The organism is Nocardia spumae (assembly GCF_020733635.1).
Classification (GTDB): domain Bacteria; phylum Actinomycetota; class Actinomycetes; order Mycobacteriales; family Mycobacteriaceae; genus Nocardia; species Nocardia spumae.
In genome coordinates, this window is the sequence record NZ_JAJFZL010000001.1 from 5,129,823 (window position 1) to 5,149,463 (window position 19,641).

18 protein-coding genes are annotated in these 19,641 nt (G+C 66.7%); 2 read left to right on the top strand and 16 right to left on the bottom strand.

Annotated features, from left to right (window positions below):
* The 8 genes from LKD76_RS23025 to ctaD all read right to left on the bottom strand — a co-directional run bounded on the left by LKD76_RS23025 (position 1) and on the right by ctaD (position 9,073).
* Complete coding sequence (locus LKD76_RS23025; protein WP_227983482.1) at positions 1-1,242, bottom strand: THUMP-like domain-containing protein; 1,242 nt, start codon at positions 1,240-1,242, stop codon at positions 1-3.
* 16 nt (positions 1,243-1,258) lie between these two features.
* A complete protein-coding gene (locus tag LKD76_RS23030; protein ID WP_227983483.1) occupies positions 1,259-2,236 on the bottom strand; it encodes a class I SAM-dependent methyltransferase in 978 nt (325 codons plus the stop codon).
* 36 nt (positions 2,237-2,272) lie between these two features.
* Positions 2,273-3,037: an enoyl-CoA hydratase-related protein gene (locus LKD76_RS23035; protein ID WP_227983484.1), complete on the bottom strand. Its 765-nt coding sequence runs from the start codon at positions 3,035-3,037 to the stop codon at positions 2,273-2,275.
* Positions 3,038-3,064: 27 nt separating this feature from the next.
* Entirely contained in the window at positions 3,065-3,898 is an 834-nt protein-coding gene (locus tag LKD76_RS23040; RefSeq protein ID WP_227983485.1) for an NUDIX hydrolase, read from the bottom strand.
* Positions 3,899-3,971: 73 nt separating this feature from the next.
* On the bottom strand, positions 3,972-4,802 hold the full coding sequence (locus tag LKD76_RS23045) for an ABC transporter ATP-binding protein (RefSeq protein ID WP_227983486.1): 831 nt from the start codon (positions 4,800-4,802) through the stop codon (positions 3,972-3,974).
* A gap of 173 nt (positions 4,803-4,975) precedes the next feature.
* Positions 4,976-5,842, bottom strand: coding sequence for an aminoacyl-tRNA hydrolase (locus LKD76_RS23050; RefSeq protein WP_227983487.1), 867 nt, complete (start codon positions 5,840-5,842; stop codon positions 4,976-4,978).
* 2 nt (positions 5,843-5,844) lie between these two features.
* Positions 5,845-7,146: a phosphoserine phosphatase SerB gene (gene serB, locus LKD76_RS23055; RefSeq protein WP_227983488.1), complete on the bottom strand. Its 1,302-nt coding sequence runs from the start codon at positions 7,144-7,146 to the stop codon at positions 5,845-5,847.
* 190 nt (positions 7,147-7,336) lie between these two features.
* Positions 7,337-9,073, bottom strand: coding sequence for an aa3-type cytochrome oxidase subunit I (gene ctaD, locus LKD76_RS23060; RefSeq protein ID WP_227983489.1), 1,737 nt, complete (start codon positions 9,071-9,073; stop codon positions 7,337-7,339).
* Positions 9,074-9,296: 223 nt separating this feature from the next.
* On the opposite strand from ctaD, the gene LKD76_RS23065 reads away from it, so the two are divergent.
* Positions 9,297-10,373 carry an ABC transporter substrate-binding protein gene (locus LKD76_RS23065; RefSeq protein WP_227983490.1) on the top strand — a complete coding sequence of 359 codons (1,077 nt, stop codon included), beginning with the start codon at positions 9,297-9,299 and terminating at the stop codon, positions 10,371-10,373.
* Positions 10,374-10,379: 6 nt separating this feature from the next.
* Here LKD76_RS23065 and LKD76_RS23070 read toward each other — a convergent pair whose 3' ends face one another.
* The gene (locus LKD76_RS23070; protein WP_227983491.1) at positions 10,380-10,829 is read right to left on the bottom strand and encodes a hypothetical protein; all 450 of its coding nucleotides are present in this window, start codon (positions 10,827-10,829) and stop codon (positions 10,380-10,382) included.
* Between the two features lie 111 nt (positions 10,830-10,940).
* Between LKD76_RS23070 and LKD76_RS23075 the strand changes: the two genes are divergently transcribed.
* Positions 10,941-11,474, top strand: coding sequence for a P-loop nucleotide/nucleoside kinase family protein (locus LKD76_RS23075; RefSeq protein WP_227983492.1), 534 nt, complete (start codon positions 10,941-10,943; stop codon positions 11,472-11,474).
* A 169-nt stretch (positions 11,475-11,643) separates the two neighbouring features.
* Here LKD76_RS23075 and nrdF read toward each other — a convergent pair whose 3' ends face one another.
* The 7 genes from nrdF to ykgO all read right to left on the bottom strand — a co-directional run bounded on the left by nrdF (position 11,644) and on the right by ykgO (position 19,639).
* Positions 11,644-12,606, bottom strand: coding sequence for a class 1b ribonucleoside-diphosphate reductase subunit beta (nrdF, locus tag LKD76_RS23080; protein ID WP_227983493.1), 963 nt, complete (start codon positions 12,604-12,606; stop codon positions 11,644-11,646).
* A gap of 335 nt (positions 12,607-12,941) precedes the next feature.
* Positions 12,942-13,868, bottom strand: a complete 927-nt coding sequence (locus tag LKD76_RS23085; RefSeq protein ID WP_227983494.1) for a quinone oxidoreductase family protein — start codon at positions 13,866-13,868, stop codon at positions 12,942-12,944.
* Between the two features lie 343 nt (positions 13,869-14,211).
* Positions 14,212-15,759, bottom strand: a complete 1,548-nt coding sequence (gene mgtE / locus LKD76_RS23090) for a magnesium transporter (protein WP_227983495.1) — start codon at positions 15,757-15,759, stop codon at positions 14,212-14,214.
* 361 nt (positions 15,760-16,120) lie between these two features.
* Positions 16,121-18,202 (bottom strand): class 1b ribonucleoside-diphosphate reductase subunit alpha, encoded by a 2,082-nt coding sequence (gene nrdE, locus LKD76_RS23095; protein ID WP_255661971.1) that lies wholly within the window; start codon positions 18,200-18,202, stop codon positions 16,121-16,123.
* 59 nt (positions 18,203-18,261) lie between these two features.
* Positions 18,262-18,765, bottom strand: coding sequence for a class Ib ribonucleoside-diphosphate reductase assembly flavoprotein NrdI (nrdI, locus tag LKD76_RS23100; protein WP_227983497.1), 504 nt, complete (start codon positions 18,763-18,765; stop codon positions 18,262-18,264).
* A gap of 48 nt (positions 18,766-18,813) precedes the next feature.
* The gene (locus LKD76_RS23105; protein ID WP_025348248.1) at positions 18,814-19,047 is read right to left on the bottom strand and encodes a redoxin NrdH; all 234 of its coding nucleotides are present in this window, start codon (positions 19,045-19,047) and stop codon (positions 18,814-18,816) included.
* A gap of 469 nt (positions 19,048-19,516) precedes the next feature.
* Positions 19,517-19,639: a type B 50S ribosomal protein L36 gene (ykgO, locus tag LKD76_RS23110; RefSeq protein ID WP_227983498.1), complete on the bottom strand. Its 123-nt coding sequence runs from the start codon at positions 19,637-19,639 to the stop codon at positions 19,517-19,519.
* Positions 19,640-19,641: the final 2 nt, after the last annotated feature.

The window sequence follows — 19,641 nt, forward strand, 5'->3', positions numbered from 1 at the left end:
TCAGCGCACCGGCGGAGTCTCGCAGACGAACGCCGTTGCGGTACGACCGATCCGCGTGAGCACCACGGTATGCGCGACGCCGCCGCGGGGTTTGATCCGGCGCCGCAACGCGTCGGGGTCGACATCGACACCGCGGGTGAGGATTTCCAGCGGCCCGCAATCGCGCCGATGCAGTTCGGCGCGTAACGCCTTCTCCCGGTATTCGAACCGGTCGAGGACCCGGAAGCCGCGCACCCCCGGCGGCACACTGTCACCGGTCAGATAGGCGATCCGCGGGTCCAGCTGCCACAGGCCGTATTTCGCGGCGTAGTGGCGGACCAGGCCGGCCCGCACCACCGCCCCGTCCGGATCGACGATCCAGGCGCCCGGCGCCCGTTCGGGAATATCGTCGGTGTCGGCATCGGTGAGCGTCCAGCCCGCGCCGTCGCCGTGCAGGACCGTCGCCCGCCGACTGACACCGGATTCGGCGAGCCCACGTGACCACAGGCAAGCCTCGCGCACCGTACCGTCGAGGGACACCACCTCGACCTCACCGTCCCACGACAGTCCGGCATAATCGCCGGCGGCCCGAGCGGAGCGCGGCGGCGTCGCGGTGCTCGGTCCGCCACCGGCGAAGCGGTCGAAATCCAGCCCGGGAGCGCATTTCACGACCAGGTCGCGGCCCCGGTAGACCTCCAGGAGATCCGGCAGCGGTGGCTGCAGCTTGGCCGGATCGTGGGTGCGGCGGCCGTCGGCGCGGCGGGCCGGATCGGCGATCACCACCGTCTCGGTCGTGCACGGCCACAACGCGTCCGCCCGCACCAGTGCGACATTCGGTGTGGCGGCCACGTTGTGCGCCGCCATCGCCAGGCGTACTCGGTCCAGGTCGCTGCCGATCACCGCGGGACACACCTGTTGCAGGGCAACCAGTTCCGCACCGACCGAACAGGTGATGTCGTGGACCGCGCGACCGGCCAGCCGCCGGGCCCGATGCCGGGCCACGACACTCGGGGTCGCCTGCTGCAGCGCATCGTCGGTGAGCAGCCAATCGGCCGCGTCATCCAGTTTGGCCGCCGCCCGCCGGCTCAGCCGGACGGTCTCCACCAGCGCGGCCGTGTACTCGCCGTACTCGCGTCGTACGGCCTCGAGGTCGCCCAGCAGGCTGGCCGCGCTCAGCGGGCGCTCCCGCACCGCGGTCAGCGCGGCCTGTCCCGCACTACCGCGCAGATAATCGACATCCGCGCGGGTGAAGTGGTAGCCCACTACCGGCGCTCGCCTGCTACTTTCCGGCGGCGCCCGGCTTCACGCCGGTGATCATGGCGTTGTAGAAGAACTGGCGCGGCACCACGTGGCGCAGCACCTTCTCGTCGAGCTTGCTCAGGCCCAGCCAGGCCCGGTACTGCGCCATCCGGTAGCGCCAGGTGAGCTTCTCGTCCGGCACGGCGGCCTCGAAGGTGCGTACCGGCCAGCCCCACAGCGCGGCCGCGAATTCCTCGGTCTCGGCGTGGACCTGCACCGCGCCCGCGCGGCGGGCGATGTGCTCGAGGTCGGAGGGATCGAAGGTGTGCAGATCGACCACGGCTTCGAGCGCCGCGGCCCGCGAGGACTCGTCCAGCTCCGCCTGCGGTCGCCGCCACTGCGACAGGAAGGGCAGCTTGGTCACCTCGGTGGTCACCTTCCAGGTGATCTGCCCCAGCTTGCGGGCGTAGAGGTTGCCGATGGTGGTCGGCTCACCCGCGAAGACGAAACGGCCGCCCGGCTTGAGTACGCGCAGACATTCCTTCAGCGCCAATTCGACATCCGGAATGTGGTGCAGCACAGCGTGACCCACGACCAGGTCGAAGGTGTCGTCGTCGTAGGGAATGGTCTCGGCGTCGGCGACGCGGCCGTCCACGTCCAAGCCCAGGTTCCGGCCGTTGCGGGTGGCGACCTTCACCATGCCGGGCGACAGATCGGTCACCGAGCCGGATTTCGCCACCCCGGCCTGCATCAGGTTCAACAGGAAGAAGCCGGTGCCGCAGCCGAGTTCCAGAGCCCGCTCGTACGGCAGGGGCGCGTTCGGGGCAACGGCGTCGAAGCGGCCGCGCGCGTACTCGATGCAGCGCTCGTCGTAGGAGATGGACCATTTCTCGTCGTAGGTCTCGGCCTCCCAGTCGTGGTAGAGGACCTGCGCGAGCTTGTTGTCGGCGAGCGCGGCCTGGACCTCCGCCTCGGTGGCGTGCGGGTTCGGCGCGGGGTCGTCAGGACGTGCGGTCATGGTGGAAAAGGGTATCGAGTGATCACCGGCCGCCGGTCAGCGCCCCACGAATTCCGCGGCGCCCGGGCCGGCCGCGAAATAGGAACGTGTTCCTATGCTGCGATCTTCGGTCCCGAACAGGTCCGACCACTCGGTGCGGGCCCGGTCGAGACCGTGCGGACCGGCCTCGAAAACCTGTTTGGCGGCGGCCAGCGCCCGCGCCGGTCCGGCGGTGAACTGCCGCGCCCACCGCAGCGCCGCGGCGAAGACATCGTCGGGCGGGACCACCTCGTCGGCCAGGCCGAGCGCGGCGGCCTCCTCGGCCTCGACGAATCGGCCGGTGTACACCAGATCCTTGGCCGGTCCGGGGCCGATGATCAGGCTCAGTCGCCGAATTCCCGCCACCGGGATCAGCCCCGCCCGGATCTGCGGCAAGCCCATCTTGACGTTGTCGCCGATCACGCGCCGGTCCGCGCCGAGGGCCAGTTCCAGGCCCGCGCCCACCGCGTAGCCGGTGATCGCGGCGACCGTGGGCTGCGGGATCCGCGCGAGGCATCCCAGCGCGCGCTGCAGATCACCGGCGATGGCATCGGCCTGCGCACGGGTCCAGCGGGACAGTTCGGCCAGCTCGTCACCGGCGCTGAAGATCCGCTCGTCGCCGTAGACGATCACCGCCCGGACGTCCGGGTCGGCGGCCAGCGCCCCGGCGGCCGACGCCAGTTCGGACGCCAATTGCAGATCGATCAGATTCAGCGGCGGACGGGCGAAGCGCAATACGGCGATACCCGCCTCGACACGATCCACGGTCACGAATTCGGCCACGGCGGCGAGCCTACTGTGCACCCGGACTCAATCCCGCCGGGAGCCCTGCAGCCGGGACGCATCCGGCATATCGGCGAAATAGCGGGTGTTGTGCGGGAACTGCAGCATCGGCTGCCCGTCGACCGGTTCGAAGATCGGCATGATCGGCGAGATCGCGCGCTCGGCCGCGAGAATCTCGGCGGTGGAACCGTATTCGGCGAGCGTGGTCAACTGCGTCCAGGTCGGCGGCAGCAGCACATCGTCACCGGCCCGCCAGCGGTCCAGGGCTTGCGCCGGAGTGCGCCAGGCGACCTCGTGCGCCTCGGAGGTCGCGCCATCGGCCCGCTGGCCCTGCGGCAGCACCGCGGCGAAGAAGTAGGTGTCGTAGCGTCGCGGTTCCACCACCGGCGTGATCCAGTTGTCCCACGGCCGCAGCAGATCCGCGCGCAGCACCAGCTTCTCCTTCGCCAGGAACTCGCCGAGCGACAGCTCGCGCCGCTCCAGGCCCTCCCGGGCACTGCGGTAGGCGGCGGTATCCGATACCACCGAATCGGCGGTGGGCCCGGCCAGCAGGACCCCGCACTCCTCGAAGGTCTCCCGCACCGCCGCGCAGACCAGCGCCTGCGCGCGGGCCCGATCGACGCCGAAACGCTGCCCCCACCAGGTCGGGTCCGGCCCCGCCCAGGCGATTTCGGCGGCGGCGTCGGAGGAGTCGACGCCTCCCCCCGGAAAGACGGTCATCCCGGCGGCGAAGGCCATCGCCTTGACCCGCCGTTGCAGGAACACCTCGGGCCCGGATGCGCCGTCACGCACGAGCAGAACGGTGGAGGCGTCCTTCGGCGGCACGGGCTCGATATCGGCGTCCGCAACGATTTCACTCACATCCGCACCCTAACGCTCACTTGGTAACCACCGATAAGAGGCGTCCGCGAAGGCCGCGCCGCCGCTCGCCGGCTCAGGCGCGATGCCGGCCGAACCGCTGGGAGCGGCGCGCGAAATACCGCCCGTCGATCCGGTCCAACGCGATCGACTGCCGGAACGCCTCACTGAGGTTGTCGGCGGTCAGCACATCCGACAGCAGGCCCTGCGCGATCACATCGCCCTCGTTGAGCAGCAGCGCATGGGTGAATCCGGGCGGAATCTCCTCCACGTGATGGGTGACCAGCACGGTCGCCGGAGCGTCGGGGTCGGCGGCCAGATCGCCCAACTGCTCGACCAGTTCCTCACGCCCGCCCAGATCCAGGCCCGCGGCCGGTTCGTCGAGCAGCAGCAGCTCGGGATCGGTCATCAGCGCCCGCGCGATCAGCACCCGCTTGCGCTCCCCTTCCGACAGTGTGCCGTAGGAGCGGTCGGAAAGATGTTCCGCGCCCAGACTTTCCAGAATGTCGACGGCGCGATCGGTGTCGACCTCGTCGTAGCGTTCGCGCCAACGGCCCATCACGGCGTATCCGGCCGACACCACCAGATCCGACACCTTCTCGTCGGTCGGAATCCGGCTCGCCACCGCCGCGGACGACAGGCCGATCCGCGGGCGCAGCTCACTGATATCGGTCTTGCCGAGCACTTCGCCCAGCAACGTGGCCGAACCCGAGGTCGGATACAGCTCCGCGGCGGCCATGCGCAGCAGCGACGTCTTACCGGCGCCATTGGGACCGAGGACGACCCAGCGTTCGTCGAGCTCCACCTGCCAGGTGATGGGACCTACCAGTGTGTGGCCCGAACGCCGGACGGTCACCTTGTCGAAGTCGATGAGCAGATCGGGATCCGGTTGCGGCACGAGCTCCATCTTTGCCGACGCGCGCGATCGGTTGCCAACTTGGTCGGTGTGCACGCTATCTGTCATAGTCGGCTGCCCGCGCGATCACGATCCGAATCAGCCATTGCCACAGTGAGATTCCGCACGTTTCGGCTGAATCCGCAGACCGACACGCCGACAGCCGTGGCACCGGGACCTGCCGATCACCCGTGCGGCGCGACAGCGATCACCGTCATCGATCCCGGTGCGACTTCGGTGAATCCGGCGTCGCGCACCGCGGCCACGGTCGATGCGCCGTCCCCCCGGGACACGAGCGCGCACAGCCGGGCCCACTGTGCGGGGTCGGCGTCGCGCACCGCGCACCGGAATCCGCGCCCGGCCCAGATGAACGCCTCCTCGACCGTGAGCGCGCCGGCCAGCAACATGCTCGCGTGGCCGACCTGTGCCGCGGCCTTCCCGACCGTCATACCCAATGCCGAATTCACCCACAGGACCGGTGATTGCGGATCCGGCGGTCCGGGCTCGTCGTGTTCGAGATCGGTGCCGCCGATCTGGAGTTTGCGGATACGCGGATCGATCGCGCCGACCGGGCCGGGCACCAGGGCCCGCGCCTGAGCGCCGTCGAGCTCGATCGTGACGCCGTCCACCGCACCGGAGGCGACCCACTGCGCTCCGCGGGCCCGCCTCGCCACCTTGCGGATCCGCGAGCGCTTCCACGCCAGGTAGCGGTCCTCCCATTCCCCACCCGGACCGACGCGCGGATCCAGGCAGAGGGCGACGGCCGCCGCGGCCGCCGCCTCCAGCACCGCACTGCGCGAGGGCGGGTCCGCCTTCGGAATGTGCAGCACCATCTGCATCGCCTGCACCTGGGCCGGATCGTCCGGATCGCCGCCGCCACCGTAACCGAGCGCCAATTCCGCATGGCGCGCGCGGAAACCGGCGTCGAGCCGCAGGGGCGGCGGACCGTCCGCGGCGCCCGAGACCTGGGACGGTTCGCTCGACGGATCCACGCTCATCGGACTATCGGGATCACCGGTCATATCCGGTGCGCCGACCTCACGCTGGGTCATCGTCAGCTCAGCGGTACGCGCCGCAACAGGCCGTCCCGGGCATCGGCCGCCTCGACCTCGTCACGGGTGACACCGAGGATGAACAGCACCGCGTCCAGGAACGGATGCGACAACGCGGTATCGGCGACCTCCCGCAATGCGGGTTTGGCCTGGAACGCGATACCCAGCCCCGCGGCGTTGAGCATGTCGATGTCGTTGGCGCCGTCACCGACCGCGACGGTCTGTTCCATGGGCACCCCGGCCTCGGCGGCGAAACGCCGCAGCGCCACGGCCTTTCCGGGACGGTCGACGATTTCGCCGATCACCCGGCCGGTCAGTTTGCCGTCGACCACCTCGAGGGTGTTGGCGTGGACGAAATCCAGTTCCAGTTCATGTGCCAGCGGTTCGATGACCTGGCGGAAACCACCCGATACGACACCGCAGCGGAAGCCGAGCCGGCGCAGCGTGCGAATGGTGGTGCGCGCGCCGGGAGTCAGTTCGATGCGCTCGGCGACCTCATCGATCACCGTCTCGTCCAGTCCTGCCAGGGTGTCGACCCGCTGCCGCAGCGATTCGGCGAAGTCGATCTCACCGCGCATGGCGGCCTCGGTGACCTTGCGGACCTCGTCCTCGACACCGGCGTGCGCCGCCAGCATCTCGATCACCTCTCCCTGGATGAGGGTGGAGTCGACGTCGAACACGATCAGCCGCTTGGCCCGCCGCGCCAGGCCGGCGCGCTCGACGGCGACATCGATGTTCTCCTTACCGGCGACCTCGGCCAGTGCCGTGCGCAGGCGGGTCTCCGCGATGCTCCGGTCGGAGCCGGAGGCGGCGGCCTGCGTCGCAGCCGACGCCGCGTCGGCCGCGACCGCCGGTGCGGTGACCATCAGTTCGAGGCCGGTGACCGGATAGTCGGCGACCCCGCGGATGGAGTCGATATTGACCCCCTGTGCGGCGAGGGTGCGGGCGATGGTGCTGAACGCTCGCGCGGTGACCGGACTGCCGAGAACGACCACGGCATGGGTCGACAACGGTGCGCCCGATACCGAATTGGCCCCGATCTCGACGTCGACCTCCATACCGACCGTCGCCATGGCGTCCTCGAGCTGATCCTGCAGTTCTTCCGGATCACCCGGGCTGGTCACCAGCACCCCGAGGGTCAACCGGCCGCGGATCACGACCTGCTCCACATCCAGCAGACTCACCCCGTGCCGCGACAGCGCCGCCAGCAGTACGGAGGTCACGCCCGGTTTATCGGGTCCGGTGACCGTGATCAGCACCGTCGTCTCCGTGGCATTGCCACTGTCGGACTCGGACGTGCCCACGCGCAACTCCATCTCTCGTCACAGCTCCACACACACCGGTGATCGGCGTCAGCCGGCGGCCAGGGGACATTCTCTCAGGTCGAATCCCGCGCCCCGCGAGCGCGCCGCCTCCGGCCGGGACACCACCCCGAAACGCCGAACGCGGCGGCCGTCGCACTGGACGGCCGCCGCGCCTGGACTGCTGTAGCTACTAGCTCGACACCTTCTCGAGCTCGGCCACATGGTGGGACTTCGAGCCCCAGCCCACGTGGGCCTCGGCCCGCATGCGCTCCACCATGTGCGGGTAGTGCAGTTCGAACGCCGGACGCTCGGACCGGATCCGCGGCAGCTCGTAGAAGTTGTGCCGCGGCGGCGGGCAGGTGGTGGCCCACTCCAGCGAGTTGCCGTAACCCCACGGATCGTCCACGGTCACGACCTCGCCGTAGCGGTAGCTCTTGAAGACGTTCCAGATGAACGGCAGCGTCGAGGCGCCGAGAATGAAGGCGCCGATCGTGGACACGGTGTTCAGCGCGGTGAAACCGTCGGTCGGCAGGTAGTCGGCGTAGCGACGCGGCATACCCTCGGCGCCCAGCCAGTGCTGGACCAGGAAGGTGGTGTGGAAGCCGACCATGGTCGCCCAGAAGTGCCATTTGCCCAGGCGCTCGTCCATCATGCGGCCGGTCATCTTCGGGAACCAGAAGTAGATACCGGCGAAGGTCGCGAACACGATGGTGCCGAAGAGCACGTAGTGGAAGTGCGCCACGACGAAGTAGGTGTCGGACACATGGAAGTCCAGCGGCGGGCTGGCCAGGATGACACCGGACAGACCACCGAAGAGGAAGGTGACCAGGAAGCCGACCGAGAACAACATCGGTGATTCGAAGGTCAACTGCCCCTTCCACATGGTGCCGATCCAGTTGAAGAACTTCACACCGGTCGGGACCGCGATCAGGAAGGTCATGAACGAGAAGTACGGCAGCAGCACCGCGCCGGTGGCGTACATGTGGTGCGCCCAGACCGCGATCGACAGCGCGGCGATACCCAGGGTGGCGTAGACCAGCGTGGTGTAACCGAAGATCGGCTTACGGCTGAAGACCGGGAAGATCTCGGACACGATGCCGAAGAACGGCAGCGCGATGATGTACACCTCGGGGTGGCCGAAGTACCAGAACAAGTGCTGGTAGAGCAGCGAACCGCCGGTGGCCGGGTCGTAGATGTGACCACCCAGGTGGCGGTCGTAGGCCAGTGCCATCAGCGCGGCGGTCAGCAGCGGGAAGGCCAGCAGGACCAGGACGCTGGTGACGGCGATGTTCCAGGTGAAGATCGGCATCCGGAACAGGGTCATACCCGGGCAACGCAGGCAGACGACGGTGGTCAGCATGTTGACACCACCCAGGATGGTGCCCAGACCGGAGACGGCCAGACCCAGGATCCACAGGTCGGCGCCGACACCCGGGGAGTGCACGATGTCCGACAGCGGGGTGTAGGCGGTCCAGCCGAAGTCGGCGGCGCCACCGGGGGTGATGAAGCCCGCGGTCGCCATGGTCGCGCCGAACAGGTACAGCCAGTAGCTGAACGCGTTCAGGCGCGGGAAGGCGACGTCGGGCGCGCCGATCTGCAGCGGCAGCACGATGTTGGCGAAGCCGAACACGATCGCGGTCGCATAGAACAGCAGCATGATCGTGCCGTGCATGGTGAACAGCTGGTTGAACTGTTCCGGCGACAGGAACTGCAGACCCGGGCGGGCGAGCTCACCACGCATCAGCAGCGCCATCAGGCCGCCGATCATGAAGAACGACATCGCGGTCACCAGGTACATCACGCCGAGGACCTTCGGGTCGGTCGTTGTGACGGCCTTGTAGATGAACGAACCCTTCGGGCCCAGCCGTGCCGGATACGGCCGTGTCGCTTCCAACTTGGGGACTGGCTGGGGCTCTACAGCAGTCACTGATCCTCCTGAAGGTGTGGCCTTCTGCTCGTTTCGCACGCTCGTGCGTTCCGGTGCATGACGAAACGACGGTGGCTTGCGCTAAAGGCATCGTAAACCGTGGCGCCACAGGCGACCGAACGGGTCCTACTCTGTGTCGTAATTGCCCGCCGGAAGGATCGCGATTCCCTGATCGGCCCAGGGCGAGGGGTCGCGGCGGGCAGGCGCATGTACCCTACGCTGCATGCCGGTGAGCGAACGCGTCTCCACCCGAAACCCCAAGACCCGCAAGCGCACCAGTGCGCGTCGGCTATCACTCGGCGCGGCGGCGATCGGCGCCGCGGTCGCCCTGGTCTCCGGCTGCGGTACCGGTGGCGACGACGCGTCCAGCACTATCGTCCGGACCACCACCAATATCGCGGGTGCGAGCGTGGTCGGGATCGAGCGCGACACCACCCGCGCCTGCGCGCTGCCGAGTGCCCCGGATCAGGCGTCGGGTACGCACACGGTGGCCGGTGCGCAGGTGCCCGCCGATCCGAAACGCATTGTCGTACTGGATACCGCCGCTCTCGACGCGGTGTGCGCCGTCGGGTTGTGGGAGCGGGTCGTGGGAACCACCACACTGCCCGGGCCGGCGCCGCAGCCCGGCTATCTGGGCACCGGCGTGCTGAAGATTCCGAGCGTCGGCGGCACCGGCGCGGTCGACATGGCGAAAATCTCCGAACTGCAGCCGGATCTGATCCTCGGCAGCGCCGGTGACGGCGACCTCGGCGCGCTGCGCGGCGTGGCCCCGACGGTCCTGGTCGAGCGCAAGGGCTGGGCCGACGACTTCACCGGCTACGCCGCTGCGCTGGGCCGCGGTTCGGCCGGGGCGAAGGCGCTCGCCGACTACCGCACGGACGCGCGGGAGACCGGCGCCTCGATCGCCGCGAACTTCTCCCAGGCATCGGTTATCCGCTTCTCCGACAAGGACATTCAGGTCCAGGGCGACGACACCTTCGCCGGGCAGGTACTCGCCGATGCCGGGGTCCAGCGCCCGGGCGCCCAGCGCGACGGCTCCTTCCCGGTGGACAGCCTGTCCACGAAGAACGATCGCAACAAGATCGAGGGCGACATCATCTATCTGATGCTCGACGGTCCGGACGGCAAGAGCTACGCGGAGTCGGTCATGAAGGGCGACGACTGGAAGAAGCTCAGCGCCGTGAGCGACAAGCGAGATTTCGTGGTCGAGGACGATATCTGGCACGGTTCGGGTGTCACCGCCGCACGCGCGATCCTCGACGATCTGCGCAAGACCCTCAACGGGTACGTCACCGACTGAGCGGGGTCACCGCCCGTTCGGCGGGCGGCGCGGATCGTCACCCGCGGCCCGAGGACGCAGGGCGTAGGCGGGCACGAGTTGATCGGTCAGGTGTAGCGGCGCCCGGCCGTCGGCGTAGCAGACCGAGAAATTGACCCGGCCCAGCCACTCACCACTGAACGAGGGCACCCAGTGGGTGAGCGTTCCGGGCCGCTCCCCTGTCATATCCAGTCCGGCCCCGTTGACGTGCGTGGGCGCGCCGGGATCCCGGATCAGAATCGCGTCCAACCGCACCCACACCGGTTTGGGCGGTTGCACCAGGACGCGGTAGTAGTAGCCCGTTTCGTTCGGATATTGCAACTGCGGCTCGGTTCCCTCGGTCCGCGGGATATCGGCCGGAAGCCGCCGCGGCCGGGCGGAGGCAGCGGGCTCCCCGTCACCCGCCGCGGGCACATCCCGACCGGAACTCGAACACATATTCGAATGATACCGATCGGTCGGCCCGACCGACACCCGCCCCGCCGGTCCCGGCCGTGTCGCGCTCCAGCACCCGGGCGCCACCACCACAGCAGACGTCATGATGTCCGGGTGGGCAAACTACTGGTGCTGGTCAACGGCCTTCCGGGCGCCGGCAAATCGACCACCGGACGGGCGCTGGCCCGCACATTGGATGCGCGGTTCCTATCGAAAGACACGGTCAAAGACGCCTTGGCGAACTGCGTCGACGATGCCGCCGACCTACCGGAGCTGGGCGGTATCGCTATGGACGCGATCTGGGCCCTGGCCCGGGCGACCAACTCGGCGGTCGTCGTCGATTCGTGGTGGTTCGCACCGCGCGACCGGGAGCACGCCCGGCGCGGCATCGCCCGGGCCGCCGCCGACCGCACCGTCGAAGTCTGGTGCGACGCAACGGAACCCGTGGCGAGAGCCCGCTACGCGAGCAGGCACCGCCCGAGTTACTACGGCGATGCCCAGCGCCTGGTCACACACTGGGATATCTGGGCACGAGCGGCCGCACCCCTCGGATTGACACCGGTGGTCACCGTCGACACCACAAGCCCGGTGGACTACGTCACCCTCGCCGACCGGATCGAACTCGCTGCCGTGCAAGGGACCCGATAGATCCACGACCGACGTTGCTCGATCAGCGAAGCGCGGTTAGGCGTGCTGCGCGTGCAGGGCGGCCGCGAGCCACGTGATTTCGAGAGTAAGCGGCGGAGCATCGCGCACGACACGAAACCCGGGCGCACGCCGCGAGATACGCCCGAGTCCGCTCATCGACGACTGCGGCTCAGAAGTCCCAGTCCTCGTCCTCGGTGTTGACCGCCTTACCGATGACGTAGCTGGACCCCGAACCCGAGAAGAAGTCGTGGTTCTCGTCGGCGTTGGGCGACAGCGCCGACAGGATGGCCGGGTTGACGTCGGTCTCGTCGCGCGGGAACAGGCCTTCGTAGCCCAGGTTCATCAGCGCCTTGTTGGCGTTGTAGCGCAGGAACTTCTTGACGTCCTCGGTGAGACCGACCTCGTCGTAGAGGTCCTGGGTGTATTCGACCTCGTTCTCGTACAGCTCGAACAGCAACTCGAAGGTGTAGTTCTTCAGTTCTTCCTGTTCGGGCTGGGTGAGATCCTCGAGGCCCTTCTGATACTTGTAGCCGATGTAGTAGCCGTGCACGGCTTCGTCGCGGATGATCAAGCGGATCAGGTCGGCGGTGTTGGTGAGCTTGGCGCGCGAGGACCAGTACATCGGCAGGTAGAAGCCGGAGTAGAACAGGAAGCTCTCCAGCAGCGTGGAGGCCACCTTCCGCTTGAGCGGTTCGTCGCCCCGGTAGTAGTCGAGGACGATCTCGGCCTTGCGCTGCAGATTCGGATTCTCCTCCGACCAGCGGAAGGCATCGTCGATCTCGCGGGTGGAGCACAGCGTGGAGAAGATGGAGCTGTAGCTCTTGGCGTGCACCGACTCCATGAACGCGATGTTGGTGTACACCGCTTCCTCGTGCGGGGTGCGCGCATCCGGGATCAGGCTCACCGCGCCGACCGTGCCCTGAATGGTGTCCAGCAGGGTCAAGCCCGTGAACACCCGCATGGTCAGTTGCTTTTCCTGCGCATTCAGCGTGTTCCACGAGGGAATGTCATTGGACACCGGAACCTTCTCCGGCAACCAGAAGTTGCCGACAAGGCGATCCCAGACCTCGGCATCCTTCTCGTCGGGCACCCGATTCCAGTTGATCGCAGACACTCGATCGATCAGCTTCACGCCCGCTCACTCACCCTTTCGACCTCGCCGGATCACGTCGTTCTATGTCAACTTGAACACTACTACTTGGGGCCGACAAGAACGAAGAACACAACACCTTGTGTCTCGATGGTTCCTGGGAAAATACCCTGCGGGGTGGGAGGTTCCACACCGCAGTCGCCGGCGCATGACCATCGCGCGCGACGCACAGGCCACTATCGCCACATCGGATCACAGCAACAACGCCGAGGGTTTGCCGCGAAGCTCCCGTCGGCGGACTGTCCCGGGGGATGGTTGGGGCAATGTCGGCTGGACATCTCCGGCCCGACCGGGACGAGTAGACAGCCTCCACCCACTCAGCCGGCGACAGCCAGGATCAACTTCCCGGTGGAGCTGCGGCTCTCCATCAGCCTGTGCGCATCCGCCGCGCCGGCCAACGGGAACTCGGCGGTGATCGGGAGACTCACGTCTCCGCCCGTGACCAATTCGAATGCACGTGTGGCGATATCACGCAGGACCTCAGGTGCGTCGATGCTCAGGCCGAGGATCGAGAATCCCGATACCGAAATACCCCTGGGGTAGAGCTCCGGCTGACCGACGCGCCAGGCGGGCTCCCCACCGGCGTTGCCGTACGAGATCAGACGACCGAATCGTGCCAGCGCGCTCAGTCCGCGGCTCAAGGTCTGTCCACCGACCGAGTCCAGCACCAGGTCCACACCGCGTCCGGCGGTGACGCGACGGATATCCTCGTCGAAGGTCTCGCTGAGAAAGGCATCGTCGTAGCCCACCTCGCGGGCGTACTCGGCCTTGGCCGGACCGGACACCACTCCGTATACCGCACCGGCTCCGGCCAGCTTGGCGATCTGCCCGGCCACGCTTCCCACTCCGCCGGCCGCACCTTGTACGAGAACCGTCTCCCCCGGCTGCGCCCGCCCGATCGTGTGGATCAACGCGAACGCAGTGGGCAAAACAGTGGGAAGCGTTGCGGCAGTGCGCAGATCGATACCCTCGGGAACCGGGAAAGTGGTCGCCGCATCGACCACGGCGACTTCCGCATAGGCGCCGCCGTCGGTGATCGCCGCGACCGGTTGCCCCACAACCAGCCCCTGCACACCCTCCCCCAGCGACCGCACGCGCCCGGACAGTTCCAGTCCCGGCACGAACGGCAGCCCGGGAACCCGATAACCGATCGTGCGGGCCTGCAGATCGGCGAAATTGACCCCCACATACTCGACGTCGATCGCCACCTGCCCCGGCCCGGGTTGCGGCAGAGGCAAATCCACGTGCTGTAGCACCTCAGGGCCACCGAACTCCTCGAAACGCACGCCGTGCATACCCTGACCTCCACCTTCGAACCGAGACAACTCCAGGCTCAACTACGCCGCGGCCCCAGGGATTCCCGGCCCGATGCAGGGCATTCACCGGTCACGCGCGGTGGCGCGTTCCGGGTCACTCGCTGAGCGGTATTATGGGTTTTTCCCACTCTCGAACCGCGGTGTCGAGGCACGCCGCCTCGAAGACCATCGGCATGGAGACAGTGTCACCGGCCAGGGGCGTGGCTTGCTACCGACAGAGAGCCACCTGAGACCTGTTGGCCGCCAACCATGCGGTGCGGTCGAGCGAGACTCAGATGCCGAGCACCAGCTTCGCGGTGGTGAAGTAGATGATCAAACCGGTCGCGTCGACCAGTGTGGTCACCATGGGCGCCGAGATGACCGCCGGATCGATGCGCAGTTTCTTGGCCAGCAGCGGCATCGTGCCGCCGATGGTGGCCGCCCACCCGCAGATGATCACCAGGGTGATGCCCACGACCAGCGCGATCTGCGCGCCGACGAAGGTCGCGCCGATGACCATGCCGACCACCGCCAGCATCGAACCGAGCACCAGGCCCACCCGGCATTCGCGCCAGATGACCTTCAGCAGGTCCGACACTCGCACCTCGCCCACCGCGAGTGCCCGCACACAGGAGGTGGCCGCTTGTGCCCCGGCGTTGCCGCCCGCGCCGATGAGCAGCGGAATGAACAGCGCCAGATTCGCGGCCTGCGCCAGTGTCGCCTCGAACGCGTCGGTGACAGAGACCGTCAAAGTGGCCGCCACCAGCAGCAACAGCAACCACATCGCGCGGTAGCGGGCCAGCTGGAAGACGCCGGCCGCCATGTAGTGACCGGTCCACGGGCTGGTGCCGGCCTGCAGCGCGACGTCCTCGCTGTCGGCGGCCTCGATCACCTCCACCGCATCGTCGATGGTCAACAATCCGACCAGTCGATCCTCGCTGTCGACCACCGGCAGATTCATCAGATTCGTCTCACGCATGAGCCGCGCCGCCTTCTCCGCGGCATCGGTCGCCCGCGCGAAAACCGGTTCGGTGACGACGAGTTCGGTCAGCATGGTGGCGGGATCGCTGAGCACCAGCTCTCGCATCTCGACCACCCCGATCAGCCGGCGGCCACCGTCGACCACGGGCAGGGTGTACACGGTCTCGGCGTGCGCGCCCTTGGCCCGGACCACGCCCAGCGCCTCGGCCACCGTGAGATCCCGGTGCAGCGCAACGACTTCCGGCGTCATGTATCGACCGGCCGATCCCTCGGGATAGCCGAGCAGGGCGGCGGTCATCCGCCGTTCGCGCGGGCTGAGCCCGGCCAGCACCTTCTTGGCGACCGTGGCCGGCGCCTCGCGCAGCATGCGAGCGCGGTCGTCGGGGTCCATGCCCTCGATCAGTTCGCGGAAGCTCTGATCCCGCATCCCGGACAGGATCTGCTGCTGATCGACGGGTTCGAGCTCCTCGAACACCGCCAGCGCGCGGTCCTTGTCCAGCAGCCGGAACGCGATTCCGGCCTGGACGGCGTCCATGCGAGCGAGTTCATCGGCGATCCGATGCGGCGCGTGCTCGTCCAGCCAGGTGAGCGCGGCATCGACGCGGCGCGCGTCGAGGAGTTCCCACAGCGACGCGCGGTCCGGATGCTGTTCGGCGGCAATCGTTTCCGCGGCCTCCGCAGCGGCCCCGAGTTCGGCGGCGCGCGTTTCGGCGGCTGCCCGGCACGGTCCGTGCACGGCGGCGGGACTCGCTTCCACCACAGTGTCGGCGGCATGGTTTTCGGGCCCGGCGGACGAGTGATCGTCACCCAGGACACGCGAACGTGCGGGCGCGGCGAAGTACAGATCGGTCGGCGACATGACAGAACCTCGGCATACAGCGAGTGGGTACGGGAATCACGGATTCACACCGCGAGGCACCGACCTCGCCACCGAAAGCTCTACCGGCAGAACAGGAGGACGGCGCCGCGCGGCCTTCGACTCGGGGGTTCGCTACGCACAGCTACCCACCTCCTCATCGCCAGCACTTCACCGTCAGAGAATTTCGGATGCCCTCTCGGCATCCACCGATAACCTGCACCGTCGCCTGGTCATCGCGCGGACATACAACGCCCGAATGCAGGCTACACCTCCAACCGCCGCCACGCCGAACCACGAACCCGACAACATACGAGCGGGCGCCCCAGCCGGAACCGGGACGCCCGCCGCACTCGCCGCGCGACTACAACATGCAGCTGACGCAGCCCTCCACCTCGGTCCCCTCCAAAGCCATCTGACGGATGCGGATGTAGTACAGCGTCTTGATGCCTTGGCGCCAGGCGTAGATCTGAGCGCGGTTGACGTCGCGGGTGGTGGCGCTGTCCTTGAAGAACAGGGTCAGCGACAGGCCCTGATCCACGTGCTGGGTGGCCGCGGCATAGGTGTCGATGATCTTCTCGTAGCCGATGTCGTAGGCGTCGGCGAAATAGTCGAGATTGTCGTTGGTCAGGTAGGGGGCCGGGTAGTAGACGCGGCCGATCTTGCCTTCCTTGCGGATCTCGATCTTGGAAGCCACCGGGTGGATCGAACTGGTGGAGTGATTGATGTAGGAAATGGATCCGGTCGGCGGCACGGCCTGCAGGTTCTGGTTGTAGATACCGTGCGCCATGACCGAGGCCTTCAGCTCGCGCCAGTCGTCCTGAGTCGGGATGTGCACGCCCGCCTCGGCGAAGATCTCGCGCACCCGTTCGGTTTTCGGCTCCCACACCTGCTCGGTGTACTTGTCGAAATACTCACCGTTGGCGTACTTGGAATCCGGGAAGCCGCCGAAGGCGGTACCACGCTCGATGGCGAGCTTGTTGGAGGCCCGCACCGCGTGGAACGCGACGGTGTAGAAGTAGATGTTCGTGAAGTCCACACCCTCTTCGGATCCGTAGTGGACCCGCTCACGCGCCAGATACCCGTGCAGGTTCATCTGGCCCAGGCCGATGGCGTGGGACTGGTTGTTGCCCTGCTCGATCGAGGGCACCGAGTAGATGTGGGTCTGATCCGAGACCGCGGTCAGCGCCCGGATCGACGTCTCGATGGTCTGCCCGAAATCCGGTGAGTCCATGGCCTTGGCGATGTTGAGCGAGCCCAGATTGCACGAGATGTCCTTGCCGACGGTGGCATAGGACAGATCGTCGTTGAACACCGACGGCGTGGAGACCTGCAGGATCTCCGAGCACAGGTTCGAGTGGGTGATCTTGCCCGCGATCGGGTTGGCCCGGTTCACCGTGTCCTCGTACATGATGTACGGGTAGCCGGACTCGAACTGCAGCTCGGCGATGGTCTGGAAGAACTCGCGCGCGTTGATCTTCGACTTGCGAATGCGCTTGTCGTCGACCATCTCGTAGTACTTCTCGGTGACGTCGATATCGGCGAACGGCACCCCGTAGATGCGCTCCACGTCGTAGGGCGAGAACAGGTACATGTCCTCGTTCTTCTTCGCCAGCTCGAAGGTGATGTCGGGGATCACCACACCCAGCGACAGCGTCTTGATGCGGATCTTCTCGTCCGCGTTCTCCCGCTTGGTATCGAGGAAGCGGTAGATATCGGGGTGATGGGCGTGCAGATACACCGCGCCCGCGCCCTGACGCGCACCGAGCTGATTGGCGTAGGAGAACGAATCCTCGAGCAGCTTCATGATCGGGATGACGCCCGAGGACTGGTTCTCGATCTTCTTGATCGGCGCGCCGTGCTCGCGAATGTTGCTGAGCAGCAGGGCGACACCGCCGCCGCGCTTGGACAGCTGCAACGCGGAGTTGATGGAACGCCCGATGGATTCCATATTATCTTCTATGCGTAAAAGAAAGCAGCTAACTGGCTCACCACGCTGTTTCTTCCCGGAATTCAAGAAGGTCGGCGTGGCCGGCTGGAAGCGACCGTCGATGATCTCCTCGACCAGCTGCTGCGCCAGGATCTCGTCACCGGCGGCCAGCGTCAGCGCGACCATGCAGACGCGATCCTCGAACCGCTCCAGATAGCGCTTACCGTCGAAGGTCTTGAGCGTGTACGAGGTGTAGTACTTGAACGCGCCGAGGAAGGTCGGGAACCGGAACTTCTTGGCGTAGGCCTGCTGGAACAGCTTCTTCACGAACGCCCGGCTGTACTGGTCCAGCACCTCGGACTCGTAGTAGTTCTCCTCCACGAGATAGTCGAGCTTCTCGTCGAGATTGTGGAAGAAGACGGTGTTCTGGTTGACGTGCTGCAAGAAGTACTGACGGGCGGCGGCGACATCCTTGTCGAACTGGATCTCGCCGTTCGGACCGTACAGATTCAGCATCGCGTTGAGCGCGTGGTAGTCCAGCCCCTCGGTCGAGGTCTCGTTACTGACCGGGCGCTCTAGGCGGGCCGTCTTTCCGGCCGGTGCTGTTGTCGTTGCCAAAACAATCCCAATCCCTCTCGGACGCGCTCGACGTCCTCGGCGGTTCCCATCAGTTCGAAGCGATACAGGTAAGGCACTCCGCATTTGCGCGAGATCACCTCTCCCGCATAGCAATACGTATCGCCGAAGTTCGTGTTGCCGGCCGCGATCACCCCGCGCAACAGCGCACGATTATGCGGATCGTTGAGGAACTTCGCCACTTGCCGTGGCACGAATTCCTTATCCGACCGGCCGGATGCTCCTGCGCCGCGCTGCGCGTCGAAAACATGCCGGCCGCCACCGTAGGTGGGACAGATCAACACGTAGGGCGCATCGACGCGCAGCGAATCGGCGGTGTGGAGCGGAATGCGAACGGCGGGCAAACCCAGCCGCTCGACGAAGCGGTGCGTGTTCTCCGAGGCGCTCGAGAAGTAGACCAGAGCGGGCGTCGATCGGGTTTCTTCCCCAGACAACCCAGCCATCCCACTCCCCCTTACTCTGCTATCGGACGAACGGCGACCGGGGGCGGATCAGGCCGCGGCGGTCACCAGGGACTTGATGCGGTCCGGACGGAAGCCGGACCAGTGGTCGTCACCCGCGACGACCACGGGGGCCTGCAGGTAACCCAGCGCCATCACGTAGTCGCGGGCCTCGGGGTTCTCGGAGATATCGACGACCTCGTACTCCACACCGGCCTTGTCGAGAGCGCGGTAGGTGGCATTGCACTGGACACAAGCGGGCTTGGTGTAGACCGTGATACTCATGGGGGACCCTCTCTCCTTGCCTTATCCGATGCAGCCTTGAATCGATATGCCATCTGCGGTGAGTTCCGTGCTGAGCAACGATCCGTGCGGTACTGCGCAAACCCCTGGAAGTAGGGGCGCCACCGGTGATCACCCTGCGGTGATCGGCTCGGAATTCGTCTCCCCTTCCAGTGCCGTAGACACTACACCTAGTGGCCGACAGATTCATACAACACGACATGTTGCGAACCACAAAGATGAAATTCGCCGCCGGTAAGTACCTGGACAGTCGATTCGCAACCCGACACGACAGTGGCACAGATCACGATTTTGTGTCGTAGCTCTCTCTCAGCAAACCCAATGCCACCTCTGGCAACATCGGCCACAACCACCCCGGCAAACTACACCCAGCACACGAGAAACGGCCGAACGCCACTTCCGCCCCCTGGGAGCGCAAGCGGCATTCGGCCGTCGAACGCCGGACCGCGACTCAGCCCTGACGGGCCTTGAACCGCGGATCCTTCTTGTTGATCACGTAGGTCTTGCCCCGGCGGCGCACGACCTGCGCGCCCGGCTTGTCCTTGAGTGAGCGCAACGAGTTCCGCACCTTCATGA